The sequence below is a fragment of the Tatumella sp. JGM91 genome (assembly GCF_018257575.1).
GTDB lineage: Bacteria > Pseudomonadota > Gammaproteobacteria > Enterobacterales > Enterobacteriaceae > Tatumella > Tatumella punctata.
On the sequence record NZ_JAERJP010000003.1, the window covers coordinates 133,015 to 149,412 of the forward strand.

Genomic DNA, 16,398 nt, shown 5'->3' on the forward strand with positions numbered 1-16,398 from the left:
AGCTGAGGAGTTGTTTTGGCCAAAGCGGCGAAACGTGCATACGTTTGTAATGAATGCGGTGCTGATTACCCGCGCTGGCAGGGGCAATGCAGTGCCTGTCAGGCCTGGAACAGTATTACCGAAGTCCGCATCGCTTCCACGCCTGCGGCTGCCCGTAATGAGCGGTTATCCGGTTATGCAGGCAGTGCCGGGGTATCGAAGGTTCAGAAACTTTCAGAAATCAGTCTGGAAGCGTTGCCCCGTTTTTCGACCGGATTTAAAGAGTTCGACCGCGTACTGGGCGGCGGAGTGGTACCAGGCAGTGCAATTCTGATAGGCGGTAATCCGGGCGCGGGTAAATCAACCCTGTTACTGCAGACGCTCTGTAAGCTGGGACAACAGATGAAAACCCTGTATGTGACCGGTGAAGAGTCGTTACAGCAGGTCGCTATGCGGGCACATCGGTTAGGTTTACCGACCGATAATCTGAATATGCTGTCGGAAACCAGCATTGAACAAATTTGTCAGATCGCCGCAGAGGAAAAACCCCGCCTGATGGTGATTGACTCCATCCAGGTTATGCATATGGCTGATATCCAGTCATCACCCGGCAGTGTATCTCAGGTGCGTGAAACGGCGGCATTTCTGACACGTTTCGCCAAGATGCATGATGTGGCGATTATTATGGTCGGGCATGTCACTAAAGACGGGTCACTGGCCGGGCCAAAAGTCCTGGAGCACTGTATCGATTGTTCCGTCTTACTGGATGGTGATGCGGACTCCCGTTTCCGTACGCTGCGCAGCCATAAAAACCGTTTCGGTGCGGTTAATGAGCTGGGGGTCTTCGCCATGACCGAACAGGGAATGCGTGAAGTCAGCAATCCGTCAGCGATTTTCCTGTCACGCGGTGATGAAGTGACGTCGGGCAGTTCGGTGGTGGTGGTCTGGGAAGGTACCCGGCCATTGCTGGTGGAGATTCAGGCGCTGGTGGATCATTCGATGATGGGTAATCCGCGCAGGGTAGCTGTCGGGCTGGAACAAAACCGGTTAGCTATTCTGTTGGCAGTGCTGCATCGCCACGGTGGTTTGCAGATGGCAGACCAGGATGTATTTGTTAACGTGGTTGGGGGCGTAAAAGTCACCGAAACCAGTGCAGACCTGGCACTCTTGCTGGCAATGGTATCCAGTCTGCGTGACCGGCCACTGCCTCAGGACCTGGTGATCTTTGGTGAGGTCGGTCTGGCCGGAGAAATCCGCCCTGTGCCCAGTGGTCAGGAGCGTATTTCTGAGGCGGCAAAACATGGGTTTCGTCGTGCTATTGTTCCGTCAGCCAATGCCCCGAAAAAAAAACCGGCAGGTATGACGGTATATACCGTGAAAAAACTGGCTGATGCGCTGGATATATTAGAAGATCTGGCGTAGTAGCTGATTCAGCACAGTGTCCGGGGCGTGTTTCCGGTCACTGTCCTTTATGACCGGCAGCCCCGCAGAGTCAGCGCCCGGGCTGTTATCCGGCAGATGACCAGAGGCTACTGATGTCGACTTATGACTATCTGAAAAAGGCAATTCGTCAGCAAGGACATACCCTGCAGCAGGTTGCTGATGCTTGTGATATGACCAAGGGTTACCTGAGTCAGTTGATTAATGCCAAAATTAACAGCCCCAGTGCCCGCAAACTGGAAGCCCTGCACCGGTTTCTCGGGCTGGAGTTCCCGCGCAGGGAAAAAACCGTCGGGGTAGTGTTTGGTAAGTTTTACCCTTTGCATACCGGACATATTTACCTGATCCAGCGTGCCTGCAGCCAGGTCGATGAACTGCATATTATTATGGGTCATGATGATCCGCGCGATCGTCTGCTGTTTGAAAACAGCGCTATGTCTGAACAGCCGACGACCAGTGACCGCCTGCGCTGGCTGTTACAGACCTTCAAATATCAGAAAAATATTCGTATTCACTCATTTAACGAAGAGGGCATGGAGCCTTATCCTCATGGCTGGGATGTCTGGAGCCAGGGGATGAAGCATTTCCTGGCAGAACATAATATTACACCTGACAAGGTGTATACCAGCGAAGCGGCCGATGCTCCGATGTTTGAGAAGCACCTCGCCATCCGCGCGGTACTGGTCGATCCGGATCGCTCATTTATGAATATCAGCGGTAAACAAATCCGTCAGGATCCGTTCCGTTACTGGGAATATATACCGACTGAAGTTAAACCCTTTTTTGTGCGCAAGGTGGCCTTACTGGGCGGTGAGTCAAGCGGGAAATCCACCCTGGTAAACAAGCTGGCGAATATTTTTAATACCACCAGTGCCTGGGAATATGGCCGTGATTATGTGTTTTCTCATCTCGGGGGCGATGAAATAGCACTGCAATATTCTGATTACGATAAAATTGCCCTCGGCCAGGCGCAGTATATTGATTTTGCAGTAAAGTATGCCAATAAAGTCGCCTTTATTGATACGGATTTTGTGACTACTCAGGCTTTCTGTGTGAAATATGAAGGCCGTGAACATCCGTTTGTGCAGGCGATGATCGATGAATACCGGTTCGATCTGGTGATTGTGCTGGAGAATAATGTGCCCTGGGTAGCCGACGGGCTGCGTAGCCTGGGGAGTTCTGTCGACCGGCGTGAATTCCAGACGATGTTGCTGGAGATGCTGGAAGAGAACGATATCCGTTATATCCGGGTAAAAGAAGACGACTATGATTCGCGTTTTCTGCGTTGTATCGAACTGGTAACACATATGCTGGAACATCCGGCAGAGCAGCCGGCAGACAGGGCCTGATACTCGCGTTATGGCTGACTATCACAAGGCCTCCCCGGCAGGGAGGCCTTGTGATTCAGGCGTCAGATTACTTAGTCATACGCTTGTATTTGATACGCTTTGGTTCCAGAGCTTCAGCGCCGAGGGTGCGTTTTTTGTACTCTTCATATTCGGTAAAGTTACCTTCGAAGAATGCGACGTTACCCTCATCCTGGTAGTCGAGGATATGGGTGGCAATTCGGTCAAGAAACCAGCGGTCATGGGAAATGACCATTGCGCAGCCGGGGAACTCCAGCAGGGCATTTTCCAGGGCGCGCAGTGTTTCCACGTCCAGGTCATTGGTCGGTTCATCCAGTAATAACAGGTTACCGCCGACCTGCAGCAGCTTCGCCAGGTGTAAACGCCCGCGTTCACCGCCGGATAATTCACCGACTCGTTTCCCCTGGTCAGTGCCTTTGAAATTGAAACGGCCGACGTAGGCACGGCTTGGCATTTCAAAGTTACCAATTTTCATGATGTCCTGGCCGCCTGAAACTTCTTCCCACACGGTTTTGCTGTTGTCCATGGCATCACGGAACTGGTCAACGGACGCCAGTTTAACGGTTTCACCCAGTTCAATGCTGCCTGAGTCTGGCTGTTCCTGACCTGATAACATGCGGAACAGGGTTGATTTACCCGCGCCGTTGGCACCGATAATTCCGACGATAGCCCCTTTAGGGACGGAGAAGCTTAAATCATCGATCAGTAAGCGATCGCCGTAACTTTTCGTCAGATGGGAAACTTCCACGACTTTATCGCCCAGACGTGCTCCCGGCGGGATAAACAGTTCACTGGTTTCGTTACGTTTCTGGTACTCAACACTGTTCAGTTCATCAAAACGCGCCAGTCGGGCTTTACCTTTAGACTGGCGTCCTTTGGCGCCCTGGCGTACCCATTCCAGCTCTTTTTCGATCGATTTACGGCGGGCAGCTTCAGAAGACGCTTCCTGTGCCAGGCGTTGATCTTTTTGTTCCAGCCAGGATGAGTAGTTACCTTCCCATGGAATACCTTCACCGCGGTCAAGCTCGAGGATCCACCCGGCAACATTATCAAGGAAGTAACGGTCGTGGGTGATAGCCACAACAGTCCCTTCGAAATCGTGCAGGAAGCGCTCCAGCCATGCAACGGACTCGGCATCCAGGTGGTTCGTCGGTTCGTCGAGCAGCAGCATGTCAGGTTTCTCTAACAGCAGACGACATAAGGCCACACGGCGGCGTTCGCCTCCGGACAGTGTGCCAATTCTGGCATCCCAGTCTGGCAGACGCAGTGCATCCGCAGCACGTTCTAAATGGGTGTTCAGATTATGGCCGTCATGCGCCTGGATAATTTCTTCCAGCCGTCCCTGTTCTGCCGCCAGTTTATCAAAATCAGCTTCAGGCTCTGCGTACAATGCATAGACTTCATCCAGACGCTTCAGAGCACCGACGACTTCAGACATGGCTTCTTCGACGGATTCACGGACACTGTGTTCCGGGTTCAGCTGAGGCTCCTGGGGAAGATAGCCAATTTTCAGGCCCGGCTGAGGACGGGCTTCACCTTCAATATCAGTATCGATACCGGCCATGATGCGCAGCAGGGTGGATTTACCGGCACCGTTAAGTCCCAGAACACCGATTTTTGCGCCCGGGAAAAAACTCAGGGAGATGTTCTTCAGAATATGCCGTTTTGGCGGGACAACCTTGCCCACGCGATGCATGCTGTAAACGAATTGAGCCACGAGAATGAGCCTCTTTTAATGCGTATTGATCATAATAATTCAGGGGAGGAGTGTAGCCTGTTTCTGCCTATAATCACAGACACCCCGCCGGATGTTGGCCCGGAAAACTGCCCGGCTTTCCGGGCAGGGCCGTGAACCGGCATTGGCAGCGGTTAGCCTGTTGCGGGAGGGATATTGCCTGACGCCGTACGTCGGGACGGTTTTCTGCCGGGCAAACTGATGATGACCAGACAGAGAATAATGAATCCGATACCGGCCCAGCCAGTTACCGGCAACCGTTCGCCGACCAGTGTGACCGCCAGCAATGCTGCCACCACCGGTTCTGTCAGCGTCAGGGTGGTGGCGGTACTGGCTTTGATACGCGCCAGTCCGTAACCATAGCAAAGGTAGCCAATAAACATGGGGACCAGTGCCATGTAAAGGGCAACACAGGTATTGGTGACTGAAGCCAGCAACGGAGCCCCGCTAAGCAACAGCACAGGGATCAACAGTAAACCACCGGCACCAAAGGTCGATCCCATTGCCGCACTGGCACTGACACCGTTATTCATCATCCGTCGTGCAGACCAGGAATACAGTGCATAAGTCAGCCCGGCAAGCAGGCCGAGCAGGATACCGGCCGCTGTTTGCAGACTGTCACCCGCAGCAGCGGCATTGCCTTCGGCAATACATAACAGCACTATCCCTGCGACACCGGTCACTGCACCGGTGAGCCACTGCCGGCTGAGGGAATGACCGTCAAACCAGTATTCAATCAGTGCCGAGAGTAGCGGGGCAGAGCCGATGGAAATCACCGTGCCCGCGGCGACACCGGCATAATGCATGGCAGCATAGAATGCCAGCGGATAGACAGCCACAGCCAGGGCACCGGCCAACAGAAAATTGCGGTTTGCAGCCATTTCTTTGCGTCCGGCGAGGATCGTCGGCAGGGCCAGCAGTGCCTGCAACAGGCCGCCACTGCCCATAGCGACTGAACCAATCGCCAGCGGACTGACACCGGTGGCAAAGGTGGCTGCGGTACCAGTGGTGCCCCATAAGATAGCGGCAATAAGGACAGCGATAATGCCTGACACAGGGTGTGGTTTGCTGTGGCTCACAGGGCCTCCGTCAGTATTCTGGCCATTTCAGCAGCCTGCTGAACATAGTGGCTGTTACCTTCCAGTCCGGCCCGTGAGATACTTCCCTCCAGCAAAAATGACAGGTGGCGAGCCAGTAAATCACTGCGCTGATGGTCGGGCGTTAACTGGCTGAGATGTTGCTTAAGAATATCTTCCACTTGCTGCTTATGTCTGCTGATTGCCTGACGTCCCGCGGATCCGGTCGGCAATTCGGCTGCGGCATTCAGTAAGCCACAGCCACGAAAGGCGTGTTCATAGTCAAACCCGGCATGATCTGCATAGGCGCTGAAAACCGCCATGACTCCTTCCTGAGGCGAGATGATCTCTGCGGCTCTGCGCTGGTAAAGATCCAGCCATTGCTGGTGACGGGCAGTGATATAAGCCTCTATCAGTGCGTCTTTCGAACTAAAATTGTTATACAGGCTTTTTTTCGCTACCCCGGCCCGTTTTACCAGCGCATCAATGCCGGTGGCGGTAATGCCGTAGTTATAGAACAGTACCTGTGCAGCCTTAAGTAATTTATCGCTGGCGGAGGATATATTGTCCGGAGTCATGTGATTATTGATTCGCTATAGTGAAGTAGGTAGACCAGTATACCTATCCGTGATGTGCAGATCGATGCTGACGGGAAAGTGTTTTCCGCCGGACGGGGAGAGACGGCCTTTAAGTCAAGCTGAGTAAATTTTTTACAGATCATAGTCAGTGAGCATTTAACCCGCTAGCATGGACAGTGGCGGGCGATATATTTACCGGCAGCAGGCGATAAGAGGAGAAACGAGTGATTAGGTGGAAGCATTGGGTATTGGGTATCTGTCTGACAGGGGTTGCCGGGTTGAGTCAGGCTGACTCATTAGACCAGCAACGTCAGCGCTATCAGCAAATTAAACAGGCCTGGGATAACAACCAAATGGATGTGGTGGCGCAAATGATGCCATCTCTGAAAGACTATCCTTTGTATCCTTACCTTGAGTATCGTCTGTTGTCTCAGGATCTTAATCAGGAAACCTCGCTGGCCATCTCTGATTTTGTGAAAAAATACCCGACACTACCGTCATCCTACAGCCTGAAAAACCGTTTTATTAATGAACTGGCGAGACGTCAGGACTGGCAGGGATTACTCAGTTTTAGTCCTGCCCGGCCAGCACCGGTACAGGCGCAATGTAACTGGTACTATGCAAACTGGGCGACAGGTAAACAGCAACTGGCCTGGGAAGGCGCCAAAAAATTATGGCTGACAGGGACTAACCTGCCAGCAAGTTGTGACGCATTATTTTCGGCCTGGCAGTCCTCAGCACAGTTCAGCCCCACGGCGGTATTACAGCGGGTCGTTCTGGCATTTAACGCTGATAATAATGGCCTGCTACGGCATCTGCTTACCATGCTACCGCCGGATTATACTACGCTGAGCAGTGCGCTGGATGCGTTACAGAAAACCCCGCAGGCGGTCAGCAGTTTCGCCAGTGCCGTATCACCGGACGATTTCAGCCGACAGATCACCCTGATCGCTTTCAACCGTCTGGCGAGGCAGGATGCAGAAAATGCCCGCGGACTTATTCCGTCGCTGGTTTCTGCGCAAAAAATGTCCGGCGCGCAGGCTCAGATGATGAAAGAAGCCGTAGCCTGGCAGTTTATGGGGGCAGATATTACCTCTGAACAGATGCGCTGGCGTGATGCGGTGGTTATGGACAGTGACTCGACGGCACTGATCGAACGACGGGTCCGTCAGGCAATTTCTGACAATGATCACCGCGGACTGAATACCTGGATTGCCCGGTTACCGGTGGAAGCCAAACAGAAAGATGAGTGGCAATACTGGCAGGCCTGCCTGCTGCTGGAGCAGGGCCACAAACAGCAGGCTGATCAGATCCTCCGTACTCTGATGACACAACGTGGTTTTTATCCGATGGTGGCAGCCCAGAAGCTGGGCGTACCTTATAAGCTGACCATTGACCCGGCACCGGCACCAGTGGCCGGTTTGTCTCAGGGGGCGGAAATTGCCAGGGTCAGGGAGCTTATGTACTGGGGGATGGACAATCTGGCCCGCAGCGAATGGGCAAATCTGATTCACAGCAAACCGCAGCTTCAGCAGAGGATGCTGGCCCGCTATGCCAGCGAACAGCAGTGGTGGGACTTAAGTGTACAGGCGACAATCACTGCTAAAATGTGGGACAGCCTGAAAGAACGCTTTCCTCTGGCGTGGCAGCAATATTACCAGCAGTATTCGGCTGGGAAAGCTATCCCGGTAAGTTATGCGATGGCCATTTCCCGGCAGGAAAGTGCCTGGAACCCGAAAATACGCTCCCCGGTCGGTGCCAGTGGTCTGATGCAGGTAATGCCTGCAACCGCAGCCCATACAGTAAAAATGTTTCCTGTCAGCGGTTATAACAACAGCAGCCAGTTATTGGATCCGCTGATGAATATCCAGATCGGCATGCAGTACCTTGATTATGTCTATCGTCAGTTTGATCAGAACCGTATTTACTCCTCTGCGGCTTATAATGCCGGCCCGGCCAGGGTACGTAAGTGGCAGGCGATCAGTGGCGGTAAACTGGATGTTGTCGGATTTATCGAAACTATCCCCTTTGCAGAAACCCGTAACTATGTGAAGAACGTGCTGGCATATGATGCTTATTATCGTTATTTCATGGGACAGCCGGATCAGGTGTTACAGGATGCAGAGTGGAAGAGCCGCTATTGAGTATGCTATGCTTCCGTACTCATCAATGAGTACGGAAGCCATCTATGTTGCCCTCTGTCAATGCAGAAGAAAATTTTGAATTTAACTGGTCACGTTTCGTGAATTTAATGAAACAGGCAGTGGAGGATCAGCAGACGGAAACATTATTACAATTAATGATGACGCCGGATGAACGTGAGGCCCTGGCGACCCGCCTGAGGATTATTGAAGAACTGATGCGCGGGGAGATCAGTCAGCGACAGTTAAAAGACCAGCTGGGGGTGGGCATCGCGACCATCACTCGTGGCTCTAACAGTCTGAAAGAGTCTCCGGCGGCATTCAGACAATGGCTGGAATCTCAGTTGTCTCTGAATACTGATCAGCGGTAGTAAGGGTGCTGTAGCGGACATAACGCCAGTAACAGTGCCTGATGATAAACCGAAGTGCGGGTCAGACGACCTTCGGTTAATACGCCGAGAGCCCCCCCTTTATGTTTAATATTTTCAATACCGGTCAGCTCCGCCATTATTTCCCCCAGTTCTCTGCCGTGCTGAAGTTGTTCTGATACGGCGGGCGGCAGCAAAAAGCTGGCAGAACGGGATTCTCCCCGCTGGCTGGTATTCTCTATAACTATCCATGCAAAAGCATGTGCTCCGTCGATGCCGGCTTCTATTGCAACCCAGAAGTCGGCATCCGGCTGACGGTTACGGGCATTGGCAACCCGTTGGCGGGCTCCGGTCAGGGTTTCTGTATCGCTGATGGGCTGAGCACGTACACCGCTGTCGGTGTCAGCCGCAGAAATCTGACACTGATTGACACCAAAGACATCTTCAAAAGCCTGTAAGATAGCACTGATTTTTGCGGGGTTGCTGGTAGCGACGACAACGTGGTACATAATAGTCAATTCACTCAGGTCGGTGGGATACGCCGGCCCAGTATAATGGATAGATAATATGCTACAAGTCTTTCTGGTTCGTCATGGTGAAACCCTGTGGAATACGGAACGTCGCCTTCAGGGGCAAAGTGATAGTCCGTTAACTGCACAGGGAGAGTTGCAGGCAAAGCAGGTGGGAGAACGCCTCAAGTCTTATGGGATCACGCATATTATCAGCAGTGATTTAGGCAGGACTCTTCAGACCGCCAACATTATTGCACAGTACTGTTGTTGTCCGGTGTCGACCGACAGCCGTTTACGGGAGCTGGATATGGGTGTCCTGGAAACCCGGCAACTGAGAGAGTTGAGTGCAGAAGAAGAGGGCTGGCGTAAGTCGCTGGTGGATGGTAGTGAAGAAGGGCAGATTCCGGGGGGCGAAACCATGTTTGCGCTGGCCGATCGTATGCAACAGGCTCTGGATGCCTGCCGGGAATTACCTGCGGGCAGCAGGCCTTTACTGGTCAGTCATGGAATGGCTCTGGGGGTATTAATCAGTACGCTGCTGGGCTTACCCGCGTGGGCGGAACGGCGTTTACGTCTGCGAAACTGTTCTTTGTCACGGGTCGATTATCAGAACAGTGAGTGGCTGGCGAATGGCTGGGTGGTGGAAACTGCCGGTGATGTTGCGCATCTGACCGCAGATGCTCTGGATGAACTGCAACGCCAGGTATAATTTCCCTGTTCCCGCAGAGGGGCTCAGGGAAATTATAAACGGGTCAGGCAGCCCGTCGGCTTTCGTTACGGATAGGGATCAGATATTCGCAGGTCAGCTCGGCGGTATTTTCTTTGGTGAGTTTACCGCCTGGCGTATAAAAACGTTCGATATCCTGACCGGCACGCCGTGTCAGACCGAGAGTCGGCATACAGGTGCTGTACAGGACCAGAATAAAGTCCTGCAGCTGTTCCTTCGGCCCTTTATAGCTGAACTGCACATAATCTCCGCCTTCGAGAATAATCTTCTGCGCTGACTGAAGGCTATCTCCGGCATCGTTCTCAGCAACCGCAGTGGTGTACAGGATGTCCTGCTCATCTTCTTTATCGGCGCTGGTACGTACCTGATGCAGACCATACAGAATCTGTGGTGCTGAGTCCGTATCATGCAGAAACTGACGCCAGAAATGGCTGCGCATCTCTGCCCGGTAAACCGAAATCTGCTCCAGCGTACAGCTGTAGTTTTGCGTCTGTCCCATCAGCGTTGTTTCCGGCAAGCTGATAAAGACCGGTTGCGGCATAGAAAACTCGCCCATACGAATAGGCGGCCGCAGGCCGCAAGAGTTCCAGTCAGATGCGCGGCGGTAACCGGCAGGCGTCTGATTAAATTGTTTCTTAAACGCGCGGGTAAATGTCTGCTGAGAATCAAACCGGTATTGCAGAGCAATGTCCAGGATTGGACGACTGGTAAGTCTCAGAGCGACAGCTGCTTTGGATAAACGCCTGGCGCGGATATAAGCCCCGATAGCATGACCTGTAACGTTTTTAAACATCCGCTGCAAATGCCATTTGGAGTAACCGGCTTTGAACGCAACATTATCCAGAGATAAAGGTTGGTCCAGGTGGCTCTCCAGCCAGACAAGCAAATCGCGAATGATACCAGCTTGGTCCATATTACATCCTCACAGTCCTGGTTGGCACAATTGAACAGTCATTATTTATAAATATAAGAATAGCATTTAATGCAAAAATAACCGGAAAGTTACAACTGTATCGTTTCCGGTTGTTACAATAATTCCATGCGACTAAGGAATACTTGAAGCTATCAATAATAACCTTATATTGATTATTCAGTAATCACCTAATAAGCGGTAACTTAATGAAAATCAAAAAACTACAGTATTTTATTAATAAACTTGCAGCCGCAGGCTGCGTATTCTTTACGCTTTCGGGGGGAGTACATGCCGAAGAGATAGGCTCTGTAGATACGGTTTTTAAATTTTTAGGCCCCGATCATAAGATTGTAATCGAAGCCTTTGATGATCCGGATGTTAAAAATGTTACATGTTATATCAGCAGAGCAAAAACGGGCGGTATAAAAGGCGGATTAGGGCTGGCGGAAGATACGGCTGATGCGGCGATTTCCTGCCAGCAGGTCGGGCCGGTAACTGTGCCGGATAACCTGAAACCGGGTGAAGCCAGTGTGGTATTTAAAAAGCGTACTTCTCTGATATTTAAGAAGCTTCAGGTCGTTCGTTTTTACGATAAAACCCGTAATACTCTGGTATATCTGAGCTATTCAGACAAGCTGGTGGACGGCTCACCAAAAAATGCGATAAGTGCGGTACCCATAATGCCGTGGCATTAATTATCTGGCACAAAATGCAAAAAAAGCCCGCCGGTCATGGAGACCGACGGGCTGTATTATAACAGTCCGCAGGGAAAGTTAGTGGTTTTCTAACTCACCACAAAAACGGTAGCCTTCACCATGAATGGTGGCAATAATTTCCGGTGTATCGCTGTTGGACTCAAAATGCTTACGAATACGGCGGATAGTGACATCCACAGTACGGTCATGAGGTTTCAGGTCTCTGCCAGTCATCTTTTTCAGTAAGTCTGCCCGGGTCTGGATTTTGCCCGGGTTTTCACAGAAATGCAGCATGGCACGAAATTCACTGCGTGGCAGTTTATACTGTTCACCCTGCGGGCTGACCAGCGAACGGCTGTTAATATCCAGAGTCCAGCCATTAAACTGATAGTTTTCGACGTGCTTACGCTCTTCGCTGCTGGCGGCCAGATTCATGGTCCGTGACAGCAGGTTACGGGCACGGATAGTCAGTTCCCGTGGGTTAAAAGGCTTGGTGATATAGTCATCGGCACCAATTTCCAGGCCGAGGATTTTATCGACTTCATTATCGCGGCCAGTCAGGAACATCAGGGCAACACTGGCTTGCTCACGTAATTCACGTGCCAGTAACAGGCCATTTTTACCTGGCAGATTGATATCCATAATCACCAGGTTGACATCATTGTCAGTCAATAACTGATGCATTTCAGCACCATCGGAGGCTTCGAATACAACGTATCCTTCAGCTTCGAAAATACTTTTAAGGGTATTTCGGGTTACTAGCTCGTCTTCGACGATAAGAATTTGCGGGGTCTGCATGGTTTGCTACCTAAAATTTGCCATCAAAATTGATACAAGGCATACAGTGCTGATGTCTGAGATATCGGTTGACGTATAATGAGTCTGCATTGCCAATTTACGACGTTTTGTTCTTGATGCATCACAGATTATGTCACTGACGGATTCAGCGTAACTACAGCCGGTCTGTATGCGCCTAAACTGGAATTTATGCGTTTTATCCTAACCCCTTTAACAGCGGGCTAACAGCACCAACAACATTCAGGAAGCAAATAAAAACGCTTCGTTGACTTATATCAAAACTGAGTGTAGCACGTTAACACTTGTGTGAAAAATATCTCTTTTTTATTCCTGTCAGAGGACAAATCGCTAAATTATTCCCTATTAGTTGTTATATGGCCGTACACCGCAGACTGTGTTTTATAGATAACTGCATGTAGTATAAGAAGAAAGTTAATTGTTCAGGTAATTAATAGCTATTCCTGACCTGCTCCCGTGGAGCGTAACCGGTTAAAATCCCGAAAGAAATCGGGGAGTTTTGCCATGGGTTTACCTGATTTTACGCATTTTTAAGGTGATGAGATGTCATTCCCGATTATTTTAGTTTCTCCGGCGCGCGCCGAAAATGTTGGCGCGGCGGCCCGTGCTATGAAAACGATGGGATTCAGTGAGCTGAGAATCGTCAATAGTACTGTCTGGCAGGATCCTGCGGCTTATCGGGTTGCTCATGGTGCGACCGACATTCTGGATAATGTGCAGCAATTTGCTGATTTAGCGTCGGCACTGGCAGATGTTGACTTCTCCGTTGCCACCACGGCCCGCAGCCGGGCTCGTTACCATTATTATGCGACGCCGCAACAGGCTGAATCCCTGCTAAAAGAAAAACAGCAATGGCTGAACAGACTCGCGCTGGTGTTTGGCTGTGAAGAAAGCGGTCTGACTAACGAAGAACTGGCGCTGGTGGATGTGCTGACAGGGATCCCTATGGCAGTTGAATATCCGTCACTGAATCTTGGTCAGGCGGTAATGGTGTTTTGTTATCAGTTTTCTTCACTAATGCAGGTGCAGGCAAACGTCGTAAAAAGTGCAGATCCACAGCAACTCAGTGCACTGCGCCAGAGAACGCACCAGTTACTGGAAAAGCTGTCGGTCAGTGATGATGTAAAAATGGCTGACTGGCTGGATCAACGGCTGGGACTCCTTGAACAACGGGACAGCGCAATGTTGCACCGTCTGTTACATGATATTGAAAAAAAACTGGCAGAGTGATCTGCTGTTAAACCCGCACATTTCAGTGTCTGATTTTGGTTTAAGCGGCGCTTATTGCCGGGATATGGGGATGCTGGCGGTTATTTCAGTATCAATGCGTATCTGTTTTTTCAGGAGTGTAATGATAAATATATTGACTTATCAGGCGCTTTGTTTTACTTCTGAAAGCAGACAGATTAAATACAAGACAGACAGTTAATAAATGCGAATCCACAGCCTGAACATTACAATTATTACCACCATCACCATTACCACAGGTAACGGTGCGGGCTGACGCATAACAGGAAAAAACGAAAAAGCCCGCTCCCTTATCAGGTGCGGGCTTTTTTTTCGGCATAAATTCAGGAGTTATTGAACCATGCGCGTGTTGAAATTTGGCGGAACATCGGTCGCAAATGCAGAGCGTTTTCTGCGTGTTGTCGACATACTGGAAAATAATGCACGACAGGAACAGGTTGCGACTGTCCTCTCAGCCCCGGCAAAAATTACCAATCATTTAGTTGCCTTAATCGAAAAAACCATTTCAGGTCAGGATGCATCCGCTAACCTGGACGATGCCCGTCAGATTTTCGACCAGTTGCTGAGTGGCCTTGCAGCAGCACAGCCAGGGTTTGATACTGCGGCAATGACAGCCTGTGTTGACAGTGAATTCAAACGTTTACAGCAAGTTATTCTCGGTATTAATTTACTCGGTCAGTGCCCGGACAGTGTAAATGCATCCGTTATCTGTACCGGTGAAAAACTCTCGATTGCGATTATGCAGGCGCTGTTACAAGCCAGAGGGCACCGGGTGACGGTCATCGACCCGGTAGAGAAGCTGCTGGCGATCGGCGGATATCTGGAATCGACAGTCGATATTACCGAATCGACCCGGCGGATCAGTGCCAGCCAGATTCCGCCCCAAAACTACATCCTGATGGCGGGTTTTACCGCAGGTAATGAACAGGGTGAATTAGTGGCACTGGGACGTAATGGTTCTGACTATTCTGCGGCGGTGCTGGCCGCCTGTTTACGTGCGGACTGTTGTGAAATCTGGACCGATGTGGACGGTGTTTATACCTGCGATCCGCGTCAGGTCCCTGATGCACGGTTACTGAAATCTATGTCTTATCAGGAAGCGATGGAGCTTTCTTATTTTGGCGCCAAAGTCCTCCATCCACGGACGATTACCCCGATTGCACGGTTCCAAATCCCCTGCCTGATTAAGAACACCGCCAATCCGTCAGCACCCGGCACTCTGATTTCTGCAGGGCAGGGAGATGACTCAGCACCGGTGAAAGGCATCACTAACCTGAATAATATGGCGATGTTTAATGTCTCCGGCCCCGGCATGAAAGGTATGGTCGGTATGGCTGCCCGGGTCTTTGCCGTAATGTCACGCAAAGGCATCTCGGTGGTGTTAATTACCCAGTCTTCTTCTGAATACAGTATCAGCTTCTGCGTTCCTCAGAGTGAGGCTCTCTCTACCCGCCGTGCGCTGGAAGAGGAGTTTTATCTGGAACTGAAAGATGGCCTGCTGGACCCGCTGGAAGTGATCGAAAAGCTGGCGATTATCTCGGTAGTGGGTGACGGTATGCGTACACAGCGCGGTATTTCGGCCAAATTCTTCTCAGCTCTGGCACGGGCGAATATTAATATTATCGCCATTGCCCAGGGCTCGTCAGAACGCTCCATTTCGGTGGTGGTCAGTAACCAGGAAGCGACAACCGGTGTGCGGGTGGTTCATCAGATGCTGTTTGCGACCGATCAGGTGATCGAAGTATTTGTGGTTGGTACCGGGGGAGTCGGCAGCGCATTACTCGACCAGCTGCACCGCCAGCAGGCATGGCTGAAGAAGAAGCATATTGACCTGCGGGTGTGTGGTATTGCCAATTCACGGGCATTACTGACCAATGTTCACGGAATCGGGCTTGATCACTGGCAGGATCAGCTGTCCGAAGCGACGGATGTTTTTTCCCTGGACCATCTGACCCGGCTAGTGAAAGAGTACCACTTACTCAATCCGGTTATTGTTGACTGTACTTCCAGCCAGGCTCTGGCCGATCAGTATGCGGATTTTCTGCGCGAAGGTTTTCATGTCGTTACGCCAAATAAGAAAGCGAATACGTCTTCTATGGCATATTACCGGCAGATCCGTTCTGAGGCGGAGAAAGCACGGCGTAAGTTCCTGTATGACACCAATGTAGGTGCCGGGTTGCCGGTCATTGAGAACCTGCAAAATCTGTTAAATGCCGGTGATGAGCTAATTAAGTTTAATGGCATTCTGTCCGGCTCATTGTCCTGTATTTTTGGCATGCTGGATGACGGTGTTTCGTTATCTGAAGCGACGGCCAGGGCACGCCAGCTGGGCTTTACCGAACCTGATCCCCGCGATGACCTGTCGGGGATGGATGTAGCGCGTAAGCTGCTTATTCTGGCGCGGGAAGCCGGTATGAGCCTGGAATTAAGCGATATCAGTATCGAAGCGGTTTTACCGAAAGAACTGACAGAACTGGCAGATACTGATGAGTTTATGCGCCGCCTGCCGGAACTGGATGAGGCATTTTCTGTACGGGCTGCTAAAGCGCGTGAAGAAGGTAAGGTATTACGTTTTGTTGGCGCGATTGATGAACAGGGCCAGTGCAGTGTAAACATTGCCGCCGTCGACAGTAATGACCCGTTATTTAAAGTGAAAAATGGTGAGAACGCACTGGCCTTTTACAGCCGCTATTATCAGCCAATTCCGCTGGTACTCAGAGGCTATGGTGCCGGTAACGATGTAACGGCAGCCGGGGTGTTTGCAGATTTATTGAGAACTCTGACATGGAAGCTGGGAGTCTGA

14 protein-coding genes and 1 other annotated feature are annotated in these 16,398 nt (G+C 51.0%); of the genes, 8 read left to right on the forward strand and 6 right to left on the reverse strand.

Annotation, left to right across the window (positions count from 1 at the left end):
* Positions 1-15 precede the first annotated feature (15 nt).
* Positions 16-1,401 (forward strand): DNA repair protein RadA, encoded by a 1,386-nt coding sequence (gene radA, locus JK198_RS03390; protein ID WP_212707036.1) that lies wholly within the window; start codon positions 16-18, stop codon positions 1,399-1,401.
* 113 nt (positions 1,402-1,514) lie between these two features.
* On the forward strand, positions 1,515-2,768 hold the full coding sequence (gene nadR, locus JK198_RS03395; RefSeq protein WP_212707035.1) for a multifunctional transcriptional regulator/nicotinamide-nucleotide adenylyltransferase/ribosylnicotinamide kinase NadR: 1,254 nt from the start codon (positions 1,515-1,517) through the stop codon (positions 2,766-2,768).
* 67 nt (positions 2,769-2,835) lie between these two features.
* Here nadR and ettA read toward each other — a convergent pair whose 3' ends face one another.
* From ettA to JK198_RS03410, 3 genes are all read right to left on the reverse strand, one after another.
* Positions 2,836-4,503: an energy-dependent translational throttle protein EttA gene (gene ettA, locus JK198_RS03400; RefSeq protein ID WP_212707034.1), complete on the reverse strand. Its 1,668-nt coding sequence runs from the start codon at positions 4,501-4,503 to the stop codon at positions 2,836-2,838.
* Positions 4,504-4,655: 152 nt separating this feature from the next.
* A complete protein-coding gene (locus JK198_RS03405; protein ID WP_349290184.1) occupies positions 4,656-5,600 on the reverse strand; it encodes an EamA family transporter in 945 nt (314 codons plus the stop codon).
* Entirely contained in the window at positions 5,597-6,175 is a 579-nt protein-coding gene (locus JK198_RS03410) for a TetR/AcrR family transcriptional regulator (protein ID WP_212707033.1), read from the reverse strand. The genes JK198_RS03405 and JK198_RS03410 overlap by 4 nt, the downstream gene beginning before the upstream one ends.
* 224 nt (positions 6,176-6,399) lie before the next feature.
* Between JK198_RS03410 and sltY the strand changes: the two genes are divergently transcribed.
* Both sltY and trpR read left to right on the forward strand, forming a co-directional pair.
* On the forward strand, positions 6,400-8,319 hold the full coding sequence (gene sltY, locus JK198_RS03415; protein ID WP_212707032.1) for a murein transglycosylase: 1,920 nt from the start codon (positions 6,400-6,402) through the stop codon (positions 8,317-8,319).
* A 44-nt stretch (positions 8,320-8,363) separates the two neighbouring features.
* Positions 8,364-8,687 (forward strand): trp operon repressor, encoded by a 324-nt coding sequence (trpR, locus tag JK198_RS03420; RefSeq protein WP_212707031.1) that lies wholly within the window; start codon positions 8,364-8,366, stop codon positions 8,685-8,687.
* Here the strand turns inward: trpR and yjjX are convergent.
* Entirely contained in the window at positions 8,678-9,193 is a 516-nt protein-coding gene (yjjX, locus tag JK198_RS03425) for an inosine/xanthosine triphosphatase (RefSeq protein ID WP_212707030.1), read from the reverse strand. The two genes, trpR and yjjX, sit on opposite strands and share 10 nt — an antisense overlap.
* Before the next feature lie 58 nt (positions 9,194-9,251).
* Here yjjX and gpmB point away from each other — a divergent pair, with 58 nt between their 5' ends.
* A complete protein-coding gene (gene gpmB, locus JK198_RS03430; RefSeq protein ID WP_212707029.1) occupies positions 9,252-9,905 on the forward strand; it encodes a 2,3-diphosphoglycerate-dependent phosphoglycerate mutase GpmB in 654 nt (217 codons plus the stop codon).
* A 43-nt stretch (positions 9,906-9,948) separates the two neighbouring features.
* Here the strand turns inward: gpmB and robA are convergent, their stop codons facing one another.
* Entirely contained in the window at positions 9,949-10,836 is an 888-nt protein-coding gene (gene robA / locus JK198_RS03435) for an MDR efflux pump AcrAB transcriptional activator RobA (RefSeq protein ID WP_212710203.1), read from the reverse strand.
* Between the two features lie 206 nt (positions 10,837-11,042).
* On the opposite strand from robA, the gene creA reads away from it, so the two are divergent.
* Positions 11,043-11,531: a protein CreA gene (creA, locus tag JK198_RS03440; RefSeq protein ID WP_212707027.1), complete on the forward strand. Its 489-nt coding sequence runs from the start codon at positions 11,043-11,045 to the stop codon at positions 11,529-11,531.
* A 78-nt stretch (positions 11,532-11,609) separates the two neighbouring features.
* On the opposite strand, the gene arcA is transcribed toward creA, so the two are convergent.
* Entirely contained in the window at positions 11,610-12,329 is a 720-nt protein-coding gene (gene arcA, locus JK198_RS03445) for a two-component system response regulator ArcA (RefSeq protein WP_212707026.1), read from the reverse strand.
* 561 nt (positions 12,330-12,890) lie between these two features.
* On the opposite strand from arcA, the gene JK198_RS03450 reads away from it, so the two are divergent.
* A complete protein-coding gene (locus JK198_RS03450) occupies positions 12,891-13,577 on the forward strand; it encodes a tRNA/rRNA methyltransferase (protein ID WP_212707025.1) in 687 nt (228 codons plus the stop codon).
* A 209-nt stretch (positions 13,578-13,786) separates the two neighbouring features.
* Positions 13,787-13,909: a sequence feature (Thr leader region), on the forward strand.
* A gap of 26 nt (positions 13,910-13,935) precedes the next feature.
* Positions 13,936-16,398: a bifunctional aspartate kinase/homoserine dehydrogenase I gene (thrA, locus tag JK198_RS03460; RefSeq protein ID WP_212710205.1), complete on the forward strand. Its 2,463-nt coding sequence runs from the start codon at positions 13,936-13,938 to the stop codon at positions 16,396-16,398.